General features: G+C 32.0%; 21 protein-coding genes and 1 tRNA gene. 17 read left to right on the top strand and 5 right to left on the bottom strand.

Translation table 11 applies throughout. From position 1 onward, the window contains the following. Positions 1 to 38 precede the first annotated feature (38 nt). The 3 genes from H0I26_RS17305 to H0I26_RS17315 all read left to right on the top strand — a co-directional run bounded on the left by H0I26_RS17305 (position 39) and on the right by H0I26_RS17315 (position 3,285). Positions 39 to 383, top strand: coding sequence for a PadR family transcriptional regulator (locus H0I26_RS17305; protein WP_101019801.1), 345 nt, complete (start codon positions 39 to 41; stop codon positions 381 to 383). Further along, positions 376 to 2,259 carry a PspC domain-containing protein gene (locus H0I26_RS17310; RefSeq protein ID WP_218700172.1) on the top strand — a complete coding sequence of 628 codons (1,884 nt, stop codon included), beginning with the start codon at positions 376 to 378 and terminating at the stop codon, positions 2,257 to 2,259. Before H0I26_RS17305 ends, H0I26_RS17310 begins: the two co-directional genes overlap by 8 nt. A gap of 198 nt (positions 2,260 to 2,457) precedes the next feature. Further along, positions 2,458 to 3,285 (top strand): GIN domain-containing protein, encoded by an 828-nt coding sequence (locus H0I26_RS17315; RefSeq protein ID WP_218700173.1) that lies wholly within the window; start codon positions 2,458 to 2,460, stop codon positions 3,283 to 3,285. Positions 3,286 to 3,353: 68 nt separating this feature from the next. Here H0I26_RS17315 and trxB read toward each other — a convergent pair whose 3' ends face one another. From trxB to H0I26_RS17340, 4 genes are all read right to left on the bottom strand, one after another. After that, on the bottom strand, positions 3,354 to 4,337 hold the full coding sequence (gene trxB, locus H0I26_RS17320) for a thioredoxin-disulfide reductase (RefSeq protein WP_101019809.1): 984 nt from the start codon (positions 4,335 to 4,337) through the stop codon (positions 3,354 to 3,356). Positions 4,338 to 5,010: 673 nt separating this feature from the next. Then, the gene (locus H0I26_RS17330; protein WP_101019814.1) at positions 5,011 to 5,211 is read right to left on the bottom strand and encodes a hypothetical protein; all 201 of its coding nucleotides are present in this window, start codon (positions 5,209 to 5,211) and stop codon (positions 5,011 to 5,013) included. Position 5,212: 1 nt separating this feature from the next. Further along, a complete protein-coding gene (locus H0I26_RS17335) occupies positions 5,213 to 5,560 on the bottom strand; it encodes a hypothetical protein (protein WP_101019816.1) in 348 nt (115 codons plus the stop codon). A 1-nt stretch (position 5,561) separates the two neighbouring features. Further along, complete coding sequence (locus H0I26_RS17340) at positions 5,562 to 5,888, bottom strand: YtxH domain-containing protein (protein WP_101021028.1); 327 nt, start codon at positions 5,886 to 5,888, stop codon at positions 5,562 to 5,564. A gap of 205 nt (positions 5,889 to 6,093) precedes the next feature. Here H0I26_RS17340 and H0I26_RS17345 point away from each other — a divergent pair, with 205 nt between their 5' ends. Continuing rightward, complete coding sequence (locus tag H0I26_RS17345; RefSeq protein ID WP_218700175.1) at positions 6,094 to 7,458, top strand: NAD-dependent succinate-semialdehyde dehydrogenase; 1,365 nt, start codon at positions 6,094 to 6,096, stop codon at positions 7,456 to 7,458. Positions 7,459 to 7,535: 77 nt separating this feature from the next. Here H0I26_RS17345 and H0I26_RS17350 read toward each other — a convergent pair. Then, positions 7,536 to 7,610, bottom strand: a tRNA-Pro gene (locus H0I26_RS17350). A gap of 219 nt (positions 7,611 to 7,829) precedes the next feature. On the opposite strand from H0I26_RS17350, the gene udk reads away from it, so the two are divergent. The 13 genes from udk (at position 7,830) to H0I26_RS17415 (ending at position 22,595) form a co-directional block, all read left to right on the top strand. After that, positions 7,830 to 8,438: a uridine kinase gene (gene udk / locus H0I26_RS17355; RefSeq protein WP_101019820.1), complete on the top strand. Its 609-nt coding sequence runs from the start codon at positions 7,830 to 7,832 to the stop codon at positions 8,436 to 8,438. Between the two features lie 9 nt (positions 8,439 to 8,447). Then, complete coding sequence (locus tag H0I26_RS17360) at positions 8,448 to 8,747, top strand: FtsB family cell division protein (protein WP_101019823.1); 300 nt, start codon at positions 8,448 to 8,450, stop codon at positions 8,745 to 8,747. After that, entirely contained in the window at positions 8,740 to 10,062 is a 1,323-nt protein-coding gene (locus H0I26_RS17365) for a methylmalonyl-CoA mutase subunit beta (protein ID WP_218700176.1), read from the top strand. The genes H0I26_RS17360 and H0I26_RS17365 overlap by 8 nt, the downstream gene beginning before the upstream one ends. 14 nt (positions 10,063 to 10,076) lie before the next feature. Continuing rightward, positions 10,077 to 10,769, top strand: coding sequence for a hypothetical protein (locus tag H0I26_RS17370; RefSeq protein WP_218700177.1), 693 nt, complete (start codon positions 10,077 to 10,079; stop codon positions 10,767 to 10,769). Next, positions 10,769 to 12,892, top strand: a complete 2,124-nt coding sequence (gene scpA, locus H0I26_RS17375; RefSeq protein WP_101019830.1) for a methylmalonyl-CoA mutase — start codon at positions 10,769 to 10,771, stop codon at positions 12,890 to 12,892. The genes H0I26_RS17370 and scpA overlap by 1 nt, the downstream gene beginning before the upstream one ends. A gap of 271 nt (positions 12,893 to 13,163) precedes the next feature. Continuing rightward, on the top strand, positions 13,164 to 14,024 hold the full coding sequence (locus H0I26_RS17380; RefSeq protein WP_232735089.1) for a phospholipase A: 861 nt from the start codon (positions 13,164 to 13,166) through the stop codon (positions 14,022 to 14,024). A gap of 577 nt (positions 14,025 to 14,601) precedes the next feature. Next, positions 14,602 to 15,489 carry an alpha/beta hydrolase gene (locus tag H0I26_RS17385; RefSeq protein WP_218700178.1) on the top strand — a complete coding sequence of 296 codons (888 nt, stop codon included), beginning with the start codon at positions 14,602 to 14,604 and terminating at the stop codon, positions 15,487 to 15,489. Between the two features lie 106 nt (positions 15,490 to 15,595). Further along, positions 15,596 to 16,741 carry a helix-turn-helix domain-containing protein gene (locus H0I26_RS17390; protein WP_218700179.1) on the top strand — a complete coding sequence of 382 codons (1,146 nt, stop codon included), beginning with the start codon at positions 15,596 to 15,598 and terminating at the stop codon, positions 16,739 to 16,741. Between the two features lie 82 nt (positions 16,742 to 16,823). Beyond that, positions 16,824 to 17,600, top strand: coding sequence for a hypothetical protein (locus H0I26_RS17395; RefSeq protein ID WP_218700180.1), 777 nt, complete (start codon positions 16,824 to 16,826; stop codon positions 17,598 to 17,600). Between the two features lies 1 nt (position 17,601). Then, on the top strand, positions 17,602 to 18,636 hold the full coding sequence (locus tag H0I26_RS17400) for a S41 family peptidase (protein ID WP_218700181.1): 1,035 nt from the start codon (positions 17,602 to 17,604) through the stop codon (positions 18,634 to 18,636). A gap of 151 nt (positions 18,637 to 18,787) precedes the next feature. Continuing rightward, positions 18,788 to 19,807, top strand: coding sequence for an OmpA family protein (locus tag H0I26_RS17405; protein WP_256935186.1), 1,020 nt, complete (start codon positions 18,788 to 18,790; stop codon positions 19,805 to 19,807). 156 nt (positions 19,808 to 19,963) lie between these two features. Further along, a complete protein-coding gene (locus H0I26_RS17410; RefSeq protein WP_218700182.1) occupies positions 19,964 to 20,491 on the top strand; it encodes a hypothetical protein in 528 nt (175 codons plus the stop codon). A 142-nt stretch (positions 20,492 to 20,633) separates the two neighbouring features. After that, the gene (locus H0I26_RS17415; RefSeq protein WP_218700183.1) at positions 20,634 to 22,595 is read left to right on the top strand and encodes a right-handed parallel beta-helix repeat-containing protein; all 1,962 of its coding nucleotides are present in this window, start codon (positions 20,634 to 20,636) and stop codon (positions 22,593 to 22,595) included. Positions 22,596 to 22,911: the final 316 nt, after the last annotated feature.

Consider the following 22,911-nt stretch of genomic DNA (forward strand, 5'->3'; position numbering starts at 1 on the left):
AATGACATCATACTTGTAAAAAACACCAGAAAAGACATATGAAAATAGAAAATACAAAAGCACAAATGCGAAAAGGTGTTCTGGAATACTGCATCTTGTCAGTCTTGAAGGACGAAGATGCCTACGTTGCAGAAATCTTAGGCACGCTTAAAGACGCAAAGTTGCTAGTAGTAGAAGGTACAATATATCCGTTATTAACACGACTTAAAAACGCAGGATTACTCAACTATCGTTGGGAAGAATCAACTTCTGGGCCACCACGTAAATATTACGGTTTAACAGAAACAGGTCATCTTTTTTTAAAGGAATTAACCACGACTTGGAACGAATTACAAAATGCAGTAAATATAGTAACATCAATTAAATCAACTAACAATGAATAAAACAGTCAATATAAATTTAGCAGGTATATTTTTTCATATAGATGAAGATGCGTACTTAAAATTACAGCGCTATCTTGAGGCTATAAAACGTTCATTTACTGACTCTCAAGGGCGTTCTGAAATTATAGCTGATATAGAAATAAGAATAGCGGAATTGTTTTCTGAACGTATGAAAACAGACCGTCAAGTGATTAGCAATACAGAAGTTGATGATGTAATTACCATTATGGGACAGCCGGAAGACTACCTTGTTGATGACGAAATTTTTGAAGATGAGCCTGAGCAAAAAAGTTACTCAAAATCAAACACGTATTCAAAATCTAAAAATGTAAACTCTAAAAAATTATTTAGAGATACTGAAAACAGTTATGTTGGTGGTGTTTGTTCTGGATTAGCACATTACTTTAATATCGAAGTTATTTGGGTAAGATTAATTTGGGTACTCTTAATTTTTGGAGCAGGAACAGGTGTCTTTTTATACATCTTACTATGGGTTTTTATCCCAGAAGCGACGTCTACTGCAGATAAGCTAACCATGACTGGAGAAGAAGTTACCATTACAAACATCGAAAAAAAAATTAGAGACGGGTTTGATAGCGTAACAGAAAATGTAAAAAATATAGATTTTCAAAAACATGCAGACAAATTTAAAGAAGGGTTTGAACAAGCGTCTGATAGTTTTTCCGAATCAGTAAAAAAAATAGATACTAACAAGATTAAATCGAGTAGTAAATCGTTTTTTGAAAGCTTAGGAAGTGTAAGTTCATCTTTATTAAAAATAGTTTCAAAATTTATCGGTATAGCACTAGTTGTATCCTGTGTTGCTGGTATTATAGCCTTAGCCATTGGCTTGATTTTTGGAACCTTTTTTGATGCTGATTTTACATTTTTTACGTCCGACTTTGTAAGAACATATGATGGTACCGATGGTCTGTTTTGGTTATTCCCAGTCTTAATATTTATAGTAAGTGTAATTCCTATTATTTTCTTTATTTACTTAGGTTTAAAAATATTAGTCAAAAACTTAAAACCAATGGGTAGTGTTGCTAAATACAGCTTAATTGGTTTATGGATCATGGCCGTTATTGGATTAGCTATTGTCGGTACAAAACAAGGTTTAGGTTATAAAGAACAGGCTTCTGACATAAAAACACAGCAATTAACTAACATTAAAACCAATGACACTTTAGTGCTTAGTATGAATTATGACGACACCTTTGCAGAGCGGTTTATAAGAGATTATGGTCTGCAATATACAAATGATGACAACGGGAATGACGTCGTGTTTTCTCAAGGTATCAGACTAATTGTTAAATCCACAAAGGACAGTGTGGCTAAGCTGAGAGTTAAAAAATCTGCAAGAGGTATCAATTTGGGTAAAGCTAAAAACAGAGCTAAAAACATCAATTACAATTACACACTAGTAAATAATAACTTAATTCTAGACAATTATTTTACAGTGCCTAAAAATGAAATATCTAGAGATCAAGAAATTGAATTAACACTATACCTGCCAGAAGGAAGTGTTTTATATGCCGAAGAAAGCACATACAATTACCATAGAAACAACACCCATTATTACAACGATATTTTAAATAATGGAATGGAAGAACAACATTTATTAGTAAAACGTGCTAAATTGGAATGTTTGGATTGTGATACTGAAAATAATGACGAAAATAACAATAATCAATCTAATACAACACCTCAGGACGCCTCTATAATAGTAGTTAACGAAGATGGTTTAGTCGCAAAAACAGAAAATTTAGATGTCATCATTAACGATGAAGGCGCTAAAGCAAGCACAAAAAACGTCAAAGTAACTATTAATGAAGAAGATGGCATTAACATAACAAGCAATAAAGACAATAAATAGTAATCATCAATCAAAAAATCAAATCACTATGATCACAGTAATCGAGTATCTAGTAACAACCATTGTGCTTATTTTTTTTTAGAACAGGCACCAAATTAAATCAAAAATAATCAATCAAAAAACCAGCCATTTCAAGCTTTAAAAAAAGTTTGGGATGGTTTTTGCTTATCTTTGTGCGTAACATATATTATATTAATAATGACAAAACAATTACTCCCTCTACTTTTTATTTTAATGACTACTATTACATTTGCTCAAAAAAAGCAAAAAGTAAAAGGAAGTCGTGTCTTAACAACAAAAACGACTGGCATAAATGCTTTTCAGCGTTTGGTTTTAAATGAAGAATTTGAAGTAAGATTAGTCAAAGCAGATTCCACTAAAGTGTCTATAATGACTGATGATAATTTACATGAATACATTAAAATTATTTCTCAAGATAGTACCTTAACTTTAAAAACAACAGGTAGACTTCAAGAAAAAAAATTAGAAATTATTGTTTATTATAGTGATATATTAAATACTATCGAGCTTAAAGAAGATGCCGAGATCAACTCGACAAGCAGTTTAGATTTCAAAGACTTAACACTTACCACTTCTGGAAACGCTAAAGCCTATTTAACTATAGAAAGTAATTTGTTTAAATTAATAAATAACGATAAAGCTAAAGCTGAACTTAACATCACTGCAAAAGCTGCAACTTTAGAATTAAACAACAGTAGTAAAGTAGAAGCTTTGATAAATGCCTCTAAAATAGTAGTCGATCTATTAGAAAGCGCTGATGCTAAAATTGAAGGTGATACTGAAAACTTAATATTAAATGCTGATAATTCTTCAGAATTTAATGGCGAAAATCTAACGACAAAAAATGCTACCGTTACTGCAGAGAACAGAGCTGAAGCTAGTATTGCAGCAAGTGACAACTTAGTCATTAATGCATCAGGAACCTCAATACTTGAAATCTATGGAAGTTCTAAAATAACTATTGAACATTTTGAAGGTAATGCTATCTTAAAAAAGAAGGATTAAAGGAATATAAAGACATAAAAAAACCGAAGCAAATGCTTCGGTTTTTTTTATTTTAAAAAGTTTAAGCTCTAATTATAATTAGAAGTACTTACTTCAAAACTAGAATCTTTAGCTGCTAAGTAACGTTCTGCATCTAAAGCAGCCATACAACCTGTACCTGCAGCTGTAATAGCTTGTCTGTACACATGATCTGCAGCATCTCCACTTACAAAAACACCATCTATATTCGTTTTAGATGTTCCTGGTTTAGCATTAATAATATACCCCGTTTCATCTAAATCTAAAAACCCTTTAAAGATATCTGTATTTGGCTTATGTCCAATAGCTACAAAAAATCCTGTTGCAGGTATTAAATGTGAGTCATTCGTTTTGTTATTAAGTACTTTAACACCTGTTACAACCTGACCATCTCCAATAACTTCTTCAGTTTCTGTATTGAATAAGATTTCGATGTTTTTAGTGTTTTTAACACGTTCTGACATGATTTTAGAAGCTCTAAACTCATCACGTCTTACCAACATCGTTACTTTGGTACACAGTTTTGATAAGTAATGTGCTTCTTCACAAGCACTATCTCCTGCTCCAACAATTACGACTTCTTGATTTCTATAGAAAAAACCATCACAAACAGCACATGCAGAAACACCGCCTCCTAATTTCAAATATTTCTGTTCAGACTCTAAACCTAAATATTTTGCACTAGCTCCGGTAGATATGATTATGGTGTCGCAATGAATTTCTTTCTCTTCATTAACCCAAACTTTATGGACATCTCCTGAAAAATCAACTTTAGTAATCCAACCGTTTCTAACATCTGTTTCAAAACGTTCTGCCTGCTTTTGCAATTCCATCATCATAGCTGGACCTGTAATTCCATCAGGATATCCAGGAAAATTTTCAACTTCGTTAGTCGTTGTTAACTGTCCACCTGGTTGAGTACCTTGATATAAAACAGGTTTCATATTAGCTCTAGCGGCATAAATCGCTGCAGTATAACCTGCAGGTCCAGAACCTATTATTAAGCATTTTACTTTTTCTATTGTCTCTGACATATTAAATTCGTTTTATCTTCTACAAAAGTAGAATTTTTATAAGGAAACTTACACTAGACTCATTAAAAGTTATTATTAAACCATAAGGACTTCTTATATCATAATTTTTAAGATCTACTTATCCAAAATACAGTGAGTTAAAATTCTAGCTGAATTAAATTAGATTCAAAAAAAATAAAATCACAGGTCAAGCCGAAATTAAAAAACTAGAGACTCCATTTTTATGAAGATTATAAAAACACTAACCTGTTAACATTCTGAGATTGTTTTATAAAGTTTACCAACAAATAAACTCAGAAAAATAAAGCAACAAATCTTTGCTGCAAAAGCCAAACTACCAATAATATGACCGAAGCCAAGAATAGCTGATATAAAGGCTAACATGATAAAAAAGATGGTCCAACGCATAAGTAATAGTCTATAATTTTACACAAAGATAAAAACCAAACAACATTCAAAAAAAAGCTTTAACATGCTATTACAAAGAGTTTAACGGACATTAACATACCGGGTTAATTATTAAGAACTAATTAAGAAGTCTACTTAAAACTGCAAAATATAACTGATCTGTCTTTCTTAAAAAACGGTGTAAACCAAAACAAATTCTCTAATAACCATCGTCGGTTACAAGAGAATTTGATTGTATCATATATTTTTAGGCTGTGTTATTACCTCACTTAATTATCTTTTTTAATAACATCATCATTCCAAATTTAGAAAACATCCGATACCCTGTCTGTAACCATTGTGGTGGTTGAATCGCTTCTTTAAAATCGCCCTTAATTCCTTTTAATTCTTCCCAAGCAATTTGTTTTTCTAAACTCAGTTTTTTCAATGCTCTTTCTATGTCTGCTTCCGTCTTAAATTGTGCCATATTAATCAAAAAAGGTTTTAGAAATTGATTGGATAACTTTACTATTAATTTGCTTTCTGTTAAAATAAATAACAACAGAGAACAACATAAAAACTAGACCGACTATTAAAAAGCCTAAAGAAAAACTATCCAACATACTTCCTATAGCAATAGCACTACCCACTGCAATAAAAACAAATCCTATGAGCACCAATCCACCAATTAAAAGGGCTTTCAGTACTAAACTAACAGATGTTGTTAGTTGCTGAAAAACCTTAAGCTTGTAGTACTCGTGGGATTTCTTTAAATAATCTTCTCCTTTATCGATAGCCTGATTTGAAGAGTCTTGTATAGATTCAAAAACAGTCATACTATTTCTGCAATTTTTTATTCTTAGCTTTTAAATCTTTTAATTTACTTTCTAAAGAGGTAATGACATCGTCTGCCTTGTAACTTGCACTAGACACAATACTTTCCAATTGCGTATCTAACGTATGTTTTTGAGAGGTTAATGTACTTGACACTTGATCTTTTAAATGTATTGCCTCGTTAGCAATTTTATCTTTAGTGGCGATAGCCTCTTCTTTTAATTTTTTTCTTGTACTACTTCCTTTGTCAGGTGCAAATAAAATTCCTAATGTTGCTCCAATTGCGCCTCCTAATAAAAGTCCTAATGCTGTATTTGTGTTCTTACTCATCTTCTTTTTCTTTTTTAAATTATTAATAAATAACTGCATTTTAAAGTAGATAGTTATTCGTCCCTACTGACACAAAGTTATAAATCATTCATTTAATTATTCTTAAATAAAATGTAAATTAATTGATAAATATATGTTAAATGAGAATTAATAAAAGCATATACTATGGATAATCCATAATTTTAACAAAACAAAACTAAAAAAAATGAAACACGCAATCCATACTAAAAACCCTTATTCAGGACAGTCCCTTGACCACTATAAGTATCACACGACATCAGATATTAATACAATCCTGGAGCACGCTCAAAAAGCGTTTAATAATTGGAAAACAACAGATATCAAGCATCGCACAAAATTATTAAAAAATGTAGCGAATATTCTAGAAGATAAAAAAGAAGAATTTGGACAACTCATGACTCGCGAAATGGGTAAACCAATAAGTCAGAGTATTGCTGAAATTGAAAAATGCGCCAAGCTATGTGATTTTTATATTGCTAATGCTGATAAATTTTTATCTGATCAAATTATCAAAACGGAAGCTCACGAAAGCTTTATAAGTTACGATCCTTTAGGGACTATATTATCTGTAATGCCATGGAACTATCCTTTTTGGCAAGTATTTAGATTTGCAATTCCAACATTAACAGCAGGTAATGTCGGCTTACTGAAACACGCTTCAAATAGTACAGGAACTGCTATTGCCATCCAAAAACTATTTTTAGACGCTGGGTATCCTGAAGGTTGTTTTCAGACATTGGTAATTAATCATGAAGACATGGACGCTATTATTGGTAATGATATAGTAAAGGCAATTACCTTAACAGGTAGTGAAAAAGCGGGAAAAAGCATTGCGACATTAGCTGGTAAAAACTTAAAAAAGACAGTATTAGAGCTAGGCGGAAATAATGCTTGCGTTGTATTAGACGACGCTAATTTGGACAAATATTTAGATACAATGGTTACCGCTAGAATGCAAAATAACGGTCAAAGTTGTATCGCTGCAAAGCGTTTTATTGTCACAGAAAAAATTTACGATTCGTTTTTAGAACAATTCACTCAAAAAGTAAAAGATTTAAAAATTGGTAATCCTGAAGATACAGACACTTATATTAGCGTTATGGCTAGAGAAGATTTAGCTAAAGAATTAGAAACTCAAGTCTCAAAATCTATTGAAAAAGGAGCGACTGTACATTATGGTAATTCTAGAGACGGTGCTTTTTACCAACCGACTATTATTACAAATGTAAAACCTGATATGCCTCTTTTTGATGAAGAAACATTTGGACCAGTAGCGGCAGTAATTAAAGCGAAGGACAAAAAAGAGGCGTTAGAGTTGGCCAAAAATTCAAGATTTGGACTAGGGACTATGATTTTTACAGAGAACATTAAAGCTATTTATAACGAGATAAGCGACATTCCTGATGGTGCTTTATTTATTAATGATATGGTTAAATCTGACCCAAGATTGCCGTTTGGCGGAACAAAAGCTTCTGGTTATGGTAGAGAATTATCTAAAGAAGGAATACTAGAGTTTGTAAACATAAAGACGGTTTACATCAATAATTAATTTATCGGCAAAAAAGCGGTAAAAAACCACAAAAAAGACAATAAAAAAAAGCCTCAGTAAAACTGAAGCTTTTTTTGTCGGGGTGGCAGGATTCGAACCTGCGGCCTCCACGTCCCAAACGTGGCGCGATAACCGGGCTACGCTACACCCCGAATTGATTATCAATTCCGCTAAACTATTTGTTTTTTGGAGGTGCAAATATACACCTTTTCTTTAAACCACAACTATTATTTTAATAAAATTTCAAAAAAAGTCACTTTAATTATTAAATTCTGAATTCTGAATGCAAAGTAATTTATAATTCCCCATATTTCAGTAACATTCATCCTAAAGATTTTATTAAATTTGCCTATTGAATTTAATAAAAAAATATGCTGATAATAGGAATTGCAGGAGGTACTGGTTGTGGTAAAACAACGGTTGTTAATCAAATTTTAACCCAGTTGCCAGAAGGAGAGGTTGGTATAATTTCTCAGGATTCGTATTATAAAGATACGAGCCACCTGTCTTACGACGAAAGAATTAAAATTAATTTTGACCACCCTAGATCTATAGATTTTGAACTTTTAGAGCAACATCTTAAGGAATTAAAAGCAGGACAAGCTATAGAACAACCGGTATATTCTTTTGTAAAACACAACAGAACTGGGGATACTATAAAGACAAAGCCAAGAAAAGTGATGATAGTGGAAGGTATTTTAATATTGACACATCCTGAACTTAGAGAAATGTTTGATATTAAAATATTTGTTCATGCTGATAGTGACGAGCGTTTAATTAGAAGATTAAAACGTGATATTACAGAGCGTGGTAGAGATATAGACGAAGTTTTAGCACGTTACCAAAATACACTAAAACCAATGCATCAACAGTTTATACAACCAATGATGGAATATGCAGATATTATTATTCCAAACAATAAATACAACACCGTTGCTGTAGATATTGTAAAGACTATTATTAACGAGAAACTACAATAATATAAGGCAATGAAGTGGTACAAAAACATATATATAATTATCCTAATCGGGTTTGGCGTTTGGATGGTTTTTTTTGACACCAACTCATTACAAAGTCATATTGAAGTTAATCACGAAAGAAGCAAACTAGAGGACGAAAAAGAGTATTATAGAAAGGAAATCGTAAAGGATAAAAAAGCAATTAAAAAGCTGACCAGTACTGATGGTCTAGAAACTTTTGCGAGAGAGAAATACTATATGAAAAAGGAAAACGAAGATATTTATATCATCGAATACGAAGACAGCTTAAAGACCAAAAACAATGAGTAATCCACTTTTTTCCGCATTTGAAAAAGTATCTTCTAAAGCTTGGAAACAAAAAATCCAAGTCGATTTAAAAGGTGCTGATTATAACAATACCCTTGTCTGGAAAACTAACGAAGGGATTGACGTACGTCCATTTTATCATCAAGATGAAATGACAGAAACCTTTACTATCCAACCACAACATTGGGCTATCGGGCAAATCATTTTTGTTCAAAACGAAAAAGCGTCCAACAAAAAAGCCTTGAATGCTATTGAAAGAGGTGCTGAAACCATAAAATTTATTATTCCTAGTAACACTATTTCAATTGAAGAGACTTTAGAAAACATTGATCTAGAAACTGCTAGTATTCAACTAGAACTTCTTTTTTCCGCCGAACAGTTTATTAATAACCTGGCCAAAATTTCTGCGAAAGCACAAATAATACACGATCCCATTGGACACTTAGCAAAAACAGGTAATTGGTTTGAATCTTCAGAAAATAGATTAATTACAACTAACCAAATTACAATTGATACCACTACGTATCAAAATGCTGGAGCTACAATGGTACAGCAATTAGCATACGGTCTGTCGCATTTAAACGACTATTTTAATGCTGCTGACTTTGCTAAAGCAGAAATACAAACGATTCATTTTAATGTTTCTGTAAGTACTAACTACTTTTTCGAAATAGCAAAACTCAGAGCGTTTCGCGTCTTATATAATACTTTAGCGCCCGAATATAATTGTAAAGCGCAATTAAAAATAAACGCAATACCAACAAAACGTAATAAAACTATTTACGATTATAACACCAACATGCTACGTACTACTACAGAGTGCATGAGTGCTATACTTGGTGGAGCAAATACTGTTTTTAACTTACCTTATGACGCACTTTACCACAAGGATAATGAGTTTGGAGAACGCATAGCACGTAACCAATTGTTAATTTTAAAAAAGGAAAGTTATTTTGATGAAGTTAATAATGCTTCGGACGGAAGCTATTATATTGAAACTTTAACCGCTCAATTAGCAGAAAAAGCATTAACTTTATTCAAAGATATTGAAGCCAATGGTGGCTTTATTGCACAATTGAAAGACGGTCAAATTCAGAAAAAATTAAAAGAAAGTGCGACTAAAGAACAAGCACAATTTGATAGTGGAAACATCACACTTTTAGGAACTAATAAACATCCCAATGCTGAGGATAAAATGAAACACAATCTTGAGTTGTTTCCTTTTTTGAAAATGAATCCAAGAAAAACACTAATCGAACCAATTATAGAAAGACGATTAGCTGAAACATTAGAACAAAACCGATTAAAAACTGAATAAACGATTATTAAACTATGAACACACGTATTTTTAAAATTGCATTAGTAGTCATTATGGCTGTAAATTTAAGCTGTAAGAAAAGTGAAGCAAAATTATCAGAATTTAAATACGCAGATCAACCTAATGCTGTAGCTTGTAAATCAGGTTATGATGATTTACTAAAAGAAGCTTTGTACGCTTTTGAAAGTGATATTTTAAATAAGTATGACCAGAAAGGTCAAAATAAATTAAGAGCTTACAGAGCATATATCAGTAATGTTGTCTCTAATAGAACAGAGCTTGAAAAAACAGTAACACCGCATACCAAGGCTGTTTTTGACGTCTTAAAATCAAAAACAGAACTATGGGATGGTAACCACTTAAATTACAATAGTGTTGTTGTTAGCTGTATCTTAGAAAACATGATGGATAAAGGTCTTAAACAAAGTTTAAACTCGTTAATAACAACTAATAGTATGCGCTCAGAATTGTTTGCAGCACCTTTAAGAAGCAGTACTTCATATGCTAGAGACACCTATTTAGCAACCTTTGTCGCTTTAGATTTATACTATTCAAAACTTAATACTGTAGATTTTACTAACTTAGACTTAAGTGCAAACATCGCTAAAGCACAACCTATAGACTTTAATAAAAAGCCTACAGCGACTCCTATTCAGGAAAAAGCGCCAACTAAAGAAGTTGATCACACAGGACACAATCACGACTAATGGCTAGAAAAGACCTTCAACATATAACCTTAAAATCTGCAACTAGTAGTGATAAGCAACAGCCTATCACCTCTTTTTTAACTGCGGAAGATATTACTGTCAAATCAGTATACACCAAAGCCGATTTAAAACAAGTCGAGCATCTTGATTTTGTAGCTGGGTTAGCTCCAAATCTTCGAGGTCCTTATTCGACGATGTATGTTAGAAGACCTTGGACAATTAGGCAATATGCAGGTTTTAGTACTGCTGAAGAAAGTAATGCGTTTTATAGACGTAATCTAGAAGCTGGGCAAAAAGGACTATCTGTTGCTTTTGATTTAGCAACACATAGAGGTTATGATTCTGATCACGAACGTGTGGTTGGTGATGTTGGAAAAGCGGGTGTAGCCATAGACTCGGTTGAAGATATGAAAGTCTTATTCGACCAAATCCCATTAGATAAAATGTCAGTTTCCATGACCATGAATGGTGCTGTATTACCAATTATGGCATTTTATATTGTGGCTGCAGAAGAACAAGGTGTTAAACCTGAATTATTAGCAGGAACAATACAAAACGATATTTTAAAGGAGTTTATGGTGCGTAATACCTACATCTACCCTCCTACACCATCAATGAAAATTATTTCGGATATTTTTGAATACACCAGCAAGAATATGCCTAAATTTAATAGTATTAGTATCTCTGGTTACCACATGCAAGAAGCCGGAGCTACTTGTGATATTGAGTTGGCCTACACACTAGCCGATGGATTAGAATATATCCGTAAAGGCTTGGCTGCTGGCATGGACATTGATACTTTTGCTCCTAGATTATCCTTTTTCTGGGCTATTGGGATGAATCATTTTATGGAAATTGCCAAAATGCGTGCTGCACGTATGTTATGGGCCAAGTTGGTTAGCCAGTTTAATCCTAAAAACACTAAAAGTTTAGCCTTACGTACACATTGCCAAACTAGCGGATGGAGTCTAACGGAACAAGACCCGTTTAATAATGTGGCCCGTACAACTATTGAAGCTACTGCTGCTGCTTTTGGAGGTACACAAAGTCTACACACTAATGCATTAGATGAAGCTATTGCTTTACCAACAGATTTTTCTGCTCGAATTGCTAGAAATACTCAAATATATTTACAAGAAGAAACCAATATCACTAAAACGGTTGACCCTTGGGCAGGTAGTTATTATGTCGAAAAACTAACGCAAGATATTACAGAAAAAGCATGGTCTTTAATTGAAGAGGTTGAAGAACTTGGAGGAATGACTAAAGCTATTGAAGCTGGTATCCCCAAATTACGTATCGAAGAAGCTGCGGCTAGAAAACAAGCACGTATAGATTCTGGTCAAGACATCATTGTTGGCGTTAACAAATATGTTTTAGATGAAGAAGATGCTATTTCAACCTTAGAAGTGGATAATCAAACGGTACGTTTACAGCAAATTGAAGGTTTAGAAAAAATTAAAGCTGAAAGAAATACAGTTAAAGTAAATCAAGCTTTAGCTAATTTAACGGAAGCTGCTAAAACAGGTGAAGACAATTTATTAGCTTTAGCAGTAGTCGCTGCCAAAGAAAGAGCAACACTAGGAGAAATTAGTGATGCATTAGAAGCTGTTTTTGGACGTTATAAAGCACAAATTAAATCCTTTTCTGGCGTGTATAGTAAAGAAATTAAAGATGACAAATCTTTTGCAAAAGCAAAACAACTAGCGGATCAATTTGCAGAACAAGATGGGCGTAGACCACGTATTATGATTGCTAAAATGGGACAAGACGGTCACGATCGCGGTGCCAAAGTAGTCGCTACAGGTTATGCCGATGTTGGTTTTGACGTGGATATTGGGCCCCTATTTCAAACACCGCATGAAGCTGCCAAACAAGCGGTTGAAAATGATGTGCATATTTTAGGTGTTTCTTCATTAGCTGCAGGACACAAAACCCTAGTTCCACAAGTAATTGAAGAGCTAAAAAAATACGGTCGTGAAGATATTATGGTTGTTGTTGGTGGTGTTATCCCGAAACAAGATTACCAATATTTATTTGATGCTGGTGCTGTTGCAGTTTTTGGTCCTGGAACAAAAATTAGTGAAGCCGCTATTAAAATTTTAGAAATTTTAATTGACTAATCTACAGTTGGATTGAATGCTTTTTTTTGAGCTGTAAGTTTTTTTGTTTATAATACTTGGACAAATAACGTCCTATCTATTTCTTTTTATCTATTAGATTTATTTCACAATCAGTAACAATTAAAATGAAGGTCTACCCAATTACTCCTTGTATAGTAACCACAGTATTTATAGGGTGATCAAAAAGCATTAAGCAATTACTAAGTCAATAATTGTAATTATTCATTCAACACTTTATAGGTTGTTCAATTACCAAATAAAATAACACTATATGTATTATATTAAGTATTCTATGTCAAAAGCTGCTATTATAGGTCTTTTCCTTGTGCTGTTATTTTCAAATGAGGCTTACTCACAAGCTTACACCAAACAAGAGTTACAGGATTCGTTAGCTAAAATGCCCTATTTTTCAATCCATAAAGACAATTATTTTATTTCAGGTATACCGACTAATAAAGATATTAATAGTACAACTGCGGATGCCAAATATCAAATCAGTTTCAAGCAAACCCTAACCAGAAGCCGATTACCATGGGACACTTATATCTATTTAACTTACACCCAAAAATCGTTTTGGAATATATATGAAGAATCCTTTCCGTTTAAGGATATCAATTTTAACCCGTCTTTAGCTGTGGGAAAGTTCATTTATGATAAAGAAGAACGTTTAAAAGGTGTAGCGACACTTTCTTTGGAGCACGAATCTAATGGAAGAGACAGTATTTATTCTAGAAGCTGGAACCGCTTAAGTTTAGAATACACCACAAACCTCTCCAAAAATACGATTGCCAGCTTTAAAGCTTGGTTACCTTACAGTTACAAAGAAGGAAATCCTGATCTTCTAGACTATGTAGGTATCGGTCAAATTAAGGTATCGCATACCTTTAAACCAGACAAATTAATATTTGATCTTAGATTAAGAAAAGGATTGAATTTAGACGGTAAAGGCTCTATACGAACACGGGTTTATTATAACCCCTTTAGTAATAATATTTCGAACCAATATTTAATGTTAGAGTGGTTTTTAGGACAATCAGAAGGTTTACTAAATTATCAAAAATCGCGAAGCATGATACGATTTGGCTACGTTATAAGAACCAACGAATTTAGATGGTTTAGAGGTAAAGAATAGTCTCTTTTAAATTAACAGACCACCAGTATTACATCCTGTTATATTTTGACTGTTTACGCTCAAATTCATTATAAATTAGCTTCAACCAACAATACTACAAACTATATTTTAGTCCTATTATAGCCTTTAGATTGTAAAAAACAGTGCTTCCTTTGATTCTGAAATTAAAAAACGACAGGTTTAGACGCTACTTAAGACAGCATCCGATATCATAGACACAGTTTTAACCGCTTTCATTCTAGTAATAATATGTTACTACATGGTAACACGCAGTTTTAATTGCAATCATTTTTTTTCCATAAAAACTTATAAATCAGAGCAACTCTTCTCCTTTTTAATAATTTAAAGCTTATGCTAGATTATTATTACGGTTTGTTATTCTTCTATTTTTCAACTAACTTCACTTCGCCGTTATTATAATGTATACCACCAAAATGAGATAAGTTAAACAAAATTAACACTTTGACAGCGACAACAAACACCAGTATCCTAAATAGATAAATAGAGTTAAAACAATCTTTGGAACAACAAAACTGCCTACTATCTAAGTCATGAAAAAAGTAAAAAAAACACAATAATGAAACAAAGCCTAACCTACTATATTACTTTATTTGTGATTCACCTAAAAGGTTTAAAAAAAGAGTTTAGTAACGATCCTATAGATTTCAAAAAAATCAGAAAAAATGATGTTCATCATCCAAAAGGAACATTTTTCAAACAAAACATAAAACGAAGTTTTAAAATTTCAGACTCCCTAATAACTGAAGTTGGTTTAGGCAACAACGTTAACAAATTGGTACTATTTATTCATGGTGGCGCTTTTATTTCTGGTCCAGCTCAACATCATTGGGATGCTGTAAAAAAAATCGCTAAACAAACAAATTATAAAATTTGGATGTGCGATTATCCCAAAGCTCCGGAAAATAAAATAGTAGACATATCAAGAAATATAGATGCAATATATAAAATAGCATTAGAACACTATCAATCCAATCAGATCTTTATAGTTGCGGACTCTGCAGGAGGAACACTGGCCACTAGTTTAATCCAAAGATTGATTAAAAAAAACATAGAATTACCCAAGAAAATAATTCTTATTTCCCCTGTTATGGATGGAAGTATGTCTAATCCTGAAATTGAAAAAATAGATGCTATTGATCCCATGATTTCAAAAAAAGGGGTTTTAAGTGCAAAACAAATGTGCGTCGGAAATAACGATTTAAAAGACTCAATGATTTCACCACTATACGGAAGTTTTGAAAAATTCCCACATACTATTATATTTTCAGCAAAGCATGATATTACTTATCCAGACCAAAAATTAGCTGTTCAAAAATGTATAGATTCTAAAATAAATCTTGAACTAATTGAAGGACAAAACATGCCTCATATTTGGCCTTTGCTTCCTATAATGAAAGAAGCAAAAACAGCTTTGAATAAAATTATAGAAACACTAAAGAACTAACCAACCGGATTGTTAAACAAAACATACCCACTACTATTTTAACCATTACACCTCCTAGAATAAATAGTCATCACATTATTTTAAAAAACTATTATATCCGCTATTAATGACATTAAATATTTTCGAAATTTTAGTTTTGGTTAGTTTAACTCAAGGCCTTTTTTTTTCCATAGTAATCCTAACTCAAAAACCTTTTAGAGTAAAAGCTAACAAATACCTAGCGTATAACGTCTTTTTACTAGCATATATTGGCATTACAGAACTGGTTAGAGCTAAAGGATTTCATAAACAGAACAACGTTATTAGTTACCTTATAGATGATATTCCATGGTTATTATTATTCTATATACCACTATTTGTCTATTTTTTAAAATCGGCTGGGAATAAATTTAGTAACAGCAAAAAATTAATATTTCTTATTATTCCTTTTATAATTTTTTTGATTTTATTTAATCTCATTATTTTACATCATGAATACAAATTAATTTATTGGCAAGTAATTCAAGATGAATATCGCTTTATCTATGATGTCGGTTATTATTTCGCCATCCTTTTTAATATTGTTTTATGTATTCTTTCCTATTTTATTATTCAATCTAGCACGATTAGTTATAACGAAAAAAAATGGTTAAAAAACATATGGTTTTTTAATGTTATACTTTTATTAATATGGGTATTAGATTCGTTTCTACCAAAAAATAGTCTGCCATATACCAATGATGATATCACCTACCCTGTTTGGTTTGGCGTTTCATTTTTTGTGTATTGGCTGATTTTCAGGGGACTGATTCAGTTAAAACTATCACAAGAAAAATCTGAAATAAAGGGCTTATTACAAAGTAAAAATGAGCAAATCATTCCGAAAAAAGAAACTGAACAAACGACGGTAAACAAAGAATTCTCTATAAAAAACGAACATTTTGAAAACTTTTTAGAGTTAATCGTTCAAGAAAAACTATACCGAAACCCCGATTTGAGTAGAGATATTGTTGCAGATAAGCTAAATATGAGTCCCGGTTACCTGTCGCAACTAATAAGTGCATCTATCAATTCAAATTTTACTACATTAATTAATGACTATCGGATAGAAGATATCAAATGGATGTTATTAAATCCAGACTTTAACAAATATAGTCTTGTAGCCATTGGTTTGGAAGCTGGGTTTAAATCAAAATCTACATTTTATAGTGAATTCAAGAAAAAAACAGGTTACACTCCCAATCAATTTAAACTAATGAAAAAAAAGTCCTAATTAATTCACTTTTAACTTTCCCGGACTCTTAAAACACTGATTGACATTACTATTGCTATATCAATTTTAAACATGATTAGTAATGAAAGTCAATGTATTCACACTCTTTTTAATTTTTATTTTTAAAACAAGTGCCTTTGCTCAACAAGAAAAACCTCCGTCACAGACGTATTTAGGTTTAGGTATTGGAGTCAGCTTAGACCGATTAAATGACACTAATTTATCACCTCTTAACCAACAAGGAACAGCATTATTTTATAGAATTCTATATGAGCGTCATTCACGAAACATCTTAAAATTTGACATTAAATATGGTGATGGTATTTTAAAATCCGGACGTAAAAACAGACTAGAAACTTCTTATTACAAAGGAAGTATTGGTGCTACTTATTTAAAAAACCTATCTACTAACAATAGCACTACTAATGTCTATATTGGTGGAACGTATAAATTGGATATATTATATATGGATTGGTATGATCAAGATGCGTTTAGCTATATATCTACCCATGGTTTATCTCTAGATGCCTCGATTTCTCAGAAATTAACAACAAATCAATTGGTACAAAGTACTATTTCCGTTCCTGTTGCGCAATATTTAAGCCGTCCACCTTATAACGGTATAGACGAATACATAAAAGAAAACCAAGATGATCCTATAAACATCATTTTTAATGGAAGACTAACATCGCTTAAGGCATATAAATCTATAAACTGGAACATAAATTATAATTACCAACCATCAAATCACTTAAATCTTAGGCTTGATTATGATTTAAACATCCAAAAAGCAAAAACTATAAGTGAATTTAAAAGCTTATCAAACAGAATTTCAACAAGTATTTTATACAAATTTTAATATGAAAAATCTACTATTTATAATCGTTATCATTTTATTCTCATCGTGTAATAAATTAGTTCTTGATAACGATGAAACCGACTCTCAAACTAATAATTTTGAAATTTTTTGGAAAGATTTTGATGAGCATTATGCGTTATTTAATGTCAGAAATATAGATTGGAATAACCTATATGATGTTTATAAACCACAAATAAATGATGACCTATCGGACGAAGCGCTTTGGGACATTCTATCCAATATGATAGAACATTTAGATGATAGTCACACCTCCTTGTTTGATGGTAATGGACATAGTTATCGTTCTGGCGCGACCTTAAATGATCAGTCTGGAAATGAAATCAGCGAACGACTTATAGTGACAAACTATTTAGATTTCGTGACTAGAGTACCATCCGAAGATAATCTAGCCTACGGCAAAATTAAAAACAAAAATATTGGATACATCTATTTAGGCACAATGGATGGAGAAAATCCTGGTATAATTGACAATATAATACAAGAATTAAAAGACTATGATGCATTGATTTTTGATATCAGACAAAATACTGGCGGTGACGATCGTTACTCTGCAAGAATTGCTAAAGCCTTTTCAGACGGCAAACATTTTATTTATACCGTGGAAACCAGAAATGGATTACATCATGATGATTTTGATGAGAAGACCATAGAATATACACACTTAAATCAAGACATGCCTTACTTAAAACCTGTAATTATTTTAACAGATCGGGCCACAATAAGCGCAGGAGAAATCTTTTTATCGCATATGAAAGCTTTTGAACACACTATACAAATAGGAGATACAACAGCAGGCGATTTTTCGACCGTTAGCAATATGCGCTTTTTACCTAATGCATGGCATTATAGATATTCAATACAAAAAGTCCTATTACCTAACGGTCAAAGTTTAGACGGAATTGGACACGTTCCTGATGTTTATATAAAAAACACAGAAGCAGATATTAATGCTTCAATGGACAAAGTTATCGAAAAAGCATTGCTATACCTTTGGGATGAATTTCAAATCGAATAAAACAAATTAGAATATCTAAATATGGGTATAAACACAAATAATAATTTTTAATTAAAATAAAAAACAACAATTTGTATCTTGCAAAAGTAAACCTTTGAATAACAACTATTTTACATCTAAAATTTTTAGTATAACTATAGAAAATTACAGAATGATGAAAAAAATACAATTAATAAGTCTGTTAACACTAATGACGTTACTGTCTTGCAAGGATAAAAAAGTAGCAGAAATTCCTGAACAAAAAGAGACCTCCATAGTTAATGAAGATCCGCAAGTCCAAGAAATAACTAAGAAAAAAATAACAAATGAATTTTCATGGGATGCCATTTCTGAAACAACAGCGGATATTGGAGTCTACCCTTACATCACACCGCCTAAGGGTATGCTTATCGATAAAAATCAATCGCAATCATATGAGTTCGATAAACTAGAACTGTTCGATGGGCTTCATTTTTTTGTTCTTGAAGGAAAAGTGGAAAGAATGCATATCATAATGGATGGCGATAAAAAATGGGAAAACTATTTATTTGATAAAAGCATTTCAGAATATCTAAAATCAATCGGAGCTAAATTAATTTTTGAAAATCAAATCCCATCAGAATTAACACAAAAATGGGGAGAAAACCCTAATGATATATATAAACATATGCACGAATATTATGCTGGAGATGTCGTTAATAATCCTATTAGCATGTATGTACTTAAAACAGCCAATAAAAAAATAGGCTTTCAAATCTCTTCAGAATCAAAAACTATAGGAGTTATAGAATACACCGACTTTAAACAAAGTATAAAAAAAATTACAGCAGATGACATTTTAGATGAAATTAACAATACAGGCTATGCTACCCTACATATTAATTTTGATACTGGTAAATCAAGAATTAAAGCAGATTCTTATGATATTATCAGCGAAATAGTAAAAATGATGAAAGCAAATACAGCTTTAAAAATTAGCATAGAAGGTCATACTGATAGTACTGGAAACGAAAAATCAAATATGATCTTGTCTAAAAACAGAGCTAAATCTGTTCTTATGTCACTAACAGATGAAGGTATTGAGGAATCTAGACTAAAAAGTGAAGGTTTTGGCCAAAGTAAGCCGATAGAAGACAACTCTACCGAAAAAGGAAAAGCAAAAAACAGAAGGGTCGAATTAAGAAAGTTATAATAGTTTGTTTTAACCAAATTAGTTATGGGGACATGAAGATACTGAATACAAATTGTCATTTACAAAAAAATACAGCACACTTCAATAAAGAAAAAAACTAAGATTCTAAAAACTGACTAGCTCCTTCTTTTATCATTACAATGCAAGAGCACTATTATGAAACAAACTCTTATTTTATTTATATTACTCAATACATCTCTATCCTATTCACAGAATGAAACCACTAGCACTAAATTATTTACAAAAAACATAGATAGTATTCAATTTTCTATTTGGGACATACAGACTAAGGAAATGTCTACCGCTAGTAGTGAAGAAAAAGAATATGAAAAAGAATATGAAAAAGAATTAGGGAGTGTTACCCTATCTAACAAAGACAAAGACTTACTGATTACTAATCTACTAAACCCAAAATCTTATAATGGAAAAAGCGCTCTATTATACCATTATAATTTAATTTTTGATTTATACAAAAACGATTCTATTTCTGTTATAGTAAAAATCTCTACGTTAACTGGAAACATCACTATTGATAATAAAGTATCAGGAGTTTACTTTAGAAACAATTGCACTTTACAATTTGGAGAAGTTCTAATAGCTCTATTAGACTATTATGACTTCTCAAATTATTTTAACGAGGTGCATTTAAATGGAATAACTGATCATACAACTACGGAAGATTAATTAGAGTATTTACACCATTTTTAACAATTGAATTATTAAAATCATTATTCTCATTACACAGATTAGCAAAAGTTCTAAATTGTCATTTTTTTCGATTAATTTCGTTCAGCGATAAATAAACTCATTTAATCGACTAAAACGAATGAAAAACACAATTACAATTTTCAACAAAAAACTTAACACAATACTCTACATCGGACTCTTACTAACTAGTATTCAGTCTTTTGCTCAAAACACTATTTATGTAGACAATCAATTATCTTCAAATTGCTCAGGTGACTACTCTATTCTTAATCGAAATTGTTCGGGTACGGATGGTGATGCCTTTAATACATTAGCTGGTGCCGCAGCAGTCGCTGCTCCGGGAGACACAGTCATTATTCGTGAAGGTGTTTTCTCTACCCAATTAGCACCATTGCATTCTGGTACGGCATTGAACAGAATAGTGTATAAAAACTTTGATAACGAAGATGTACTGATTACTGGAGTCACACTTTCTCCTGCTGTTTTGCTTTATGAAGTCGATTATATTACTATTGATGGTTTAAAAATAGAAAATGTTAGACGTTGGCTAAATGCACTTGGAGCAAACCACCTTATCATAAAAAATAACACATTTAAAGATGCAGTTGATGGTGGCGGTAGTTCTAAAACAGGTTTATTTTTTCAAGAATCCGATCACAATAGGATCACAAACAATATCATTGATAATTCAACTCAAGATAATATAGCGTTGATTCAATCTAACTATAACTTAATTGATACAAATACAATAACTAATGCAGCACACGTATTATGGACCGTTAAGTGCAGTAATTATAACGTAATTCGAGAAAATTATTTCCATAATGATTTACAAAAAATAGGCGAAGTTTATGATTGTGACAATGTAGGTCATGGAGACTCTCCTTATTTAAAAATCACATCACTTGATGATACCAAGCACAATGTAATTGAACAAAATATTTTTGCATTTACAACCTCTCCTGTTAATGCCTCTCCCTATTCTGGTATTCAATATGCGGGTCAAAATGGTATTATTAGAAATAATATTTTTTACGAATGTCAAGGCCCTCCAATATCGTTAACTTTATATTCTGATGAAGCGACTTTCAATTATGGAAATAGAATTTACAATAATGATTTCTATAATAATGAATTTGGTGGAATAGACATCTCTGGGTCAACCAGTCATACCTTTTATGACCAAGAAATAAAAAATAATATCTTATATAAAAATCAATTTATCCAACGTGATTTACGTTGGTCATGGTATGATGCTCTTGACACTAAACCCGTCCAAATTTTTACAGGACGAACAACAGATGTTGTATTAGACAACAATAATATATTCAATTCTCAAATTGATGAATTATATACAATTGCATACGGAATTCGCAATTCTTTATCCAATCCTGATCCAGAATCATTAACATGGTGGGAAACCAATCATCCTCAATTATTTTTAAATAATCTTCAAGCAAATCCTGATTTTGTAGATGCTTTAGCTTACGATTTTCATTTATCACAAGGCAGCCCAATGATTAATGCTGGTGGATTTTTAACTAACACACCTACCGCAGGGAGTGGAACGACAATGGTCGTAGCAGATGCGACTTATTTTACCGATGGTTTTGGTATCACTGCTTATTATGGAGACACTGTCCAATTACAAGGCCAAACCGTAAGCGCTAGTATTACCAATGTAAATTACACGACTAATACATTGACATTAAACACCCCATTGACATGGACCGCTGGTCAACTACTAAGCAAAGCATATAAAGGAACAGCACCTGACGTTGGTGCTTTTGAATATGACGAAAACACACTAAGCACCATCGACCTAGAAGCGGAGAAATCACCTTTTAAAGTGTATCCTAACCCTACATCATCTGTAATCACTATAGCATTAAATACTACAGAAACTAGCACTATAACTAACTTATCAATTGTCAATCTATTAGGGGCAACTGTTTATTCTAGCACCATAAATAACAAAAGGATAGTACCGTTTGACATGAAAGACCTGCCAAGTGGTGTTTACTTTTTAAAAATCGACATGGACAATAAACAAGTCGTCAAAAGAATTTTAAAAAAATAGAATTAAAAGACAATACCAATCGGAATGTACACCATGTAAAGACTTACCCTGCACATTCCGATGTATTATACTAAAACGACTTTATTGTTATTCTACTCAAAAAACTAACATTGGCTACTATAAAAAAAATAAAAATGTTGTCAACTGATATTAACTTGAGAACAACCTATAGCCAACACACTAAGTTAAAGGCTTAAATCACTACTAGAAATCAGCACGATATTTGAATCCACTTCCATTTCATCTAATGTTAACAACTATCATTTTATTTACTCATAAATAATTGTATTTTTACGGTGGACTTTTAGCTGTAGTT

The organism is Olleya sp. HaHaR_3_96, from assembly GCF_019278545.1.
In the GTDB taxonomy this organism is placed as follows: domain Bacteria; phylum Bacteroidota; class Bacteroidia; order Flavobacteriales; family Flavobacteriaceae; genus Olleya.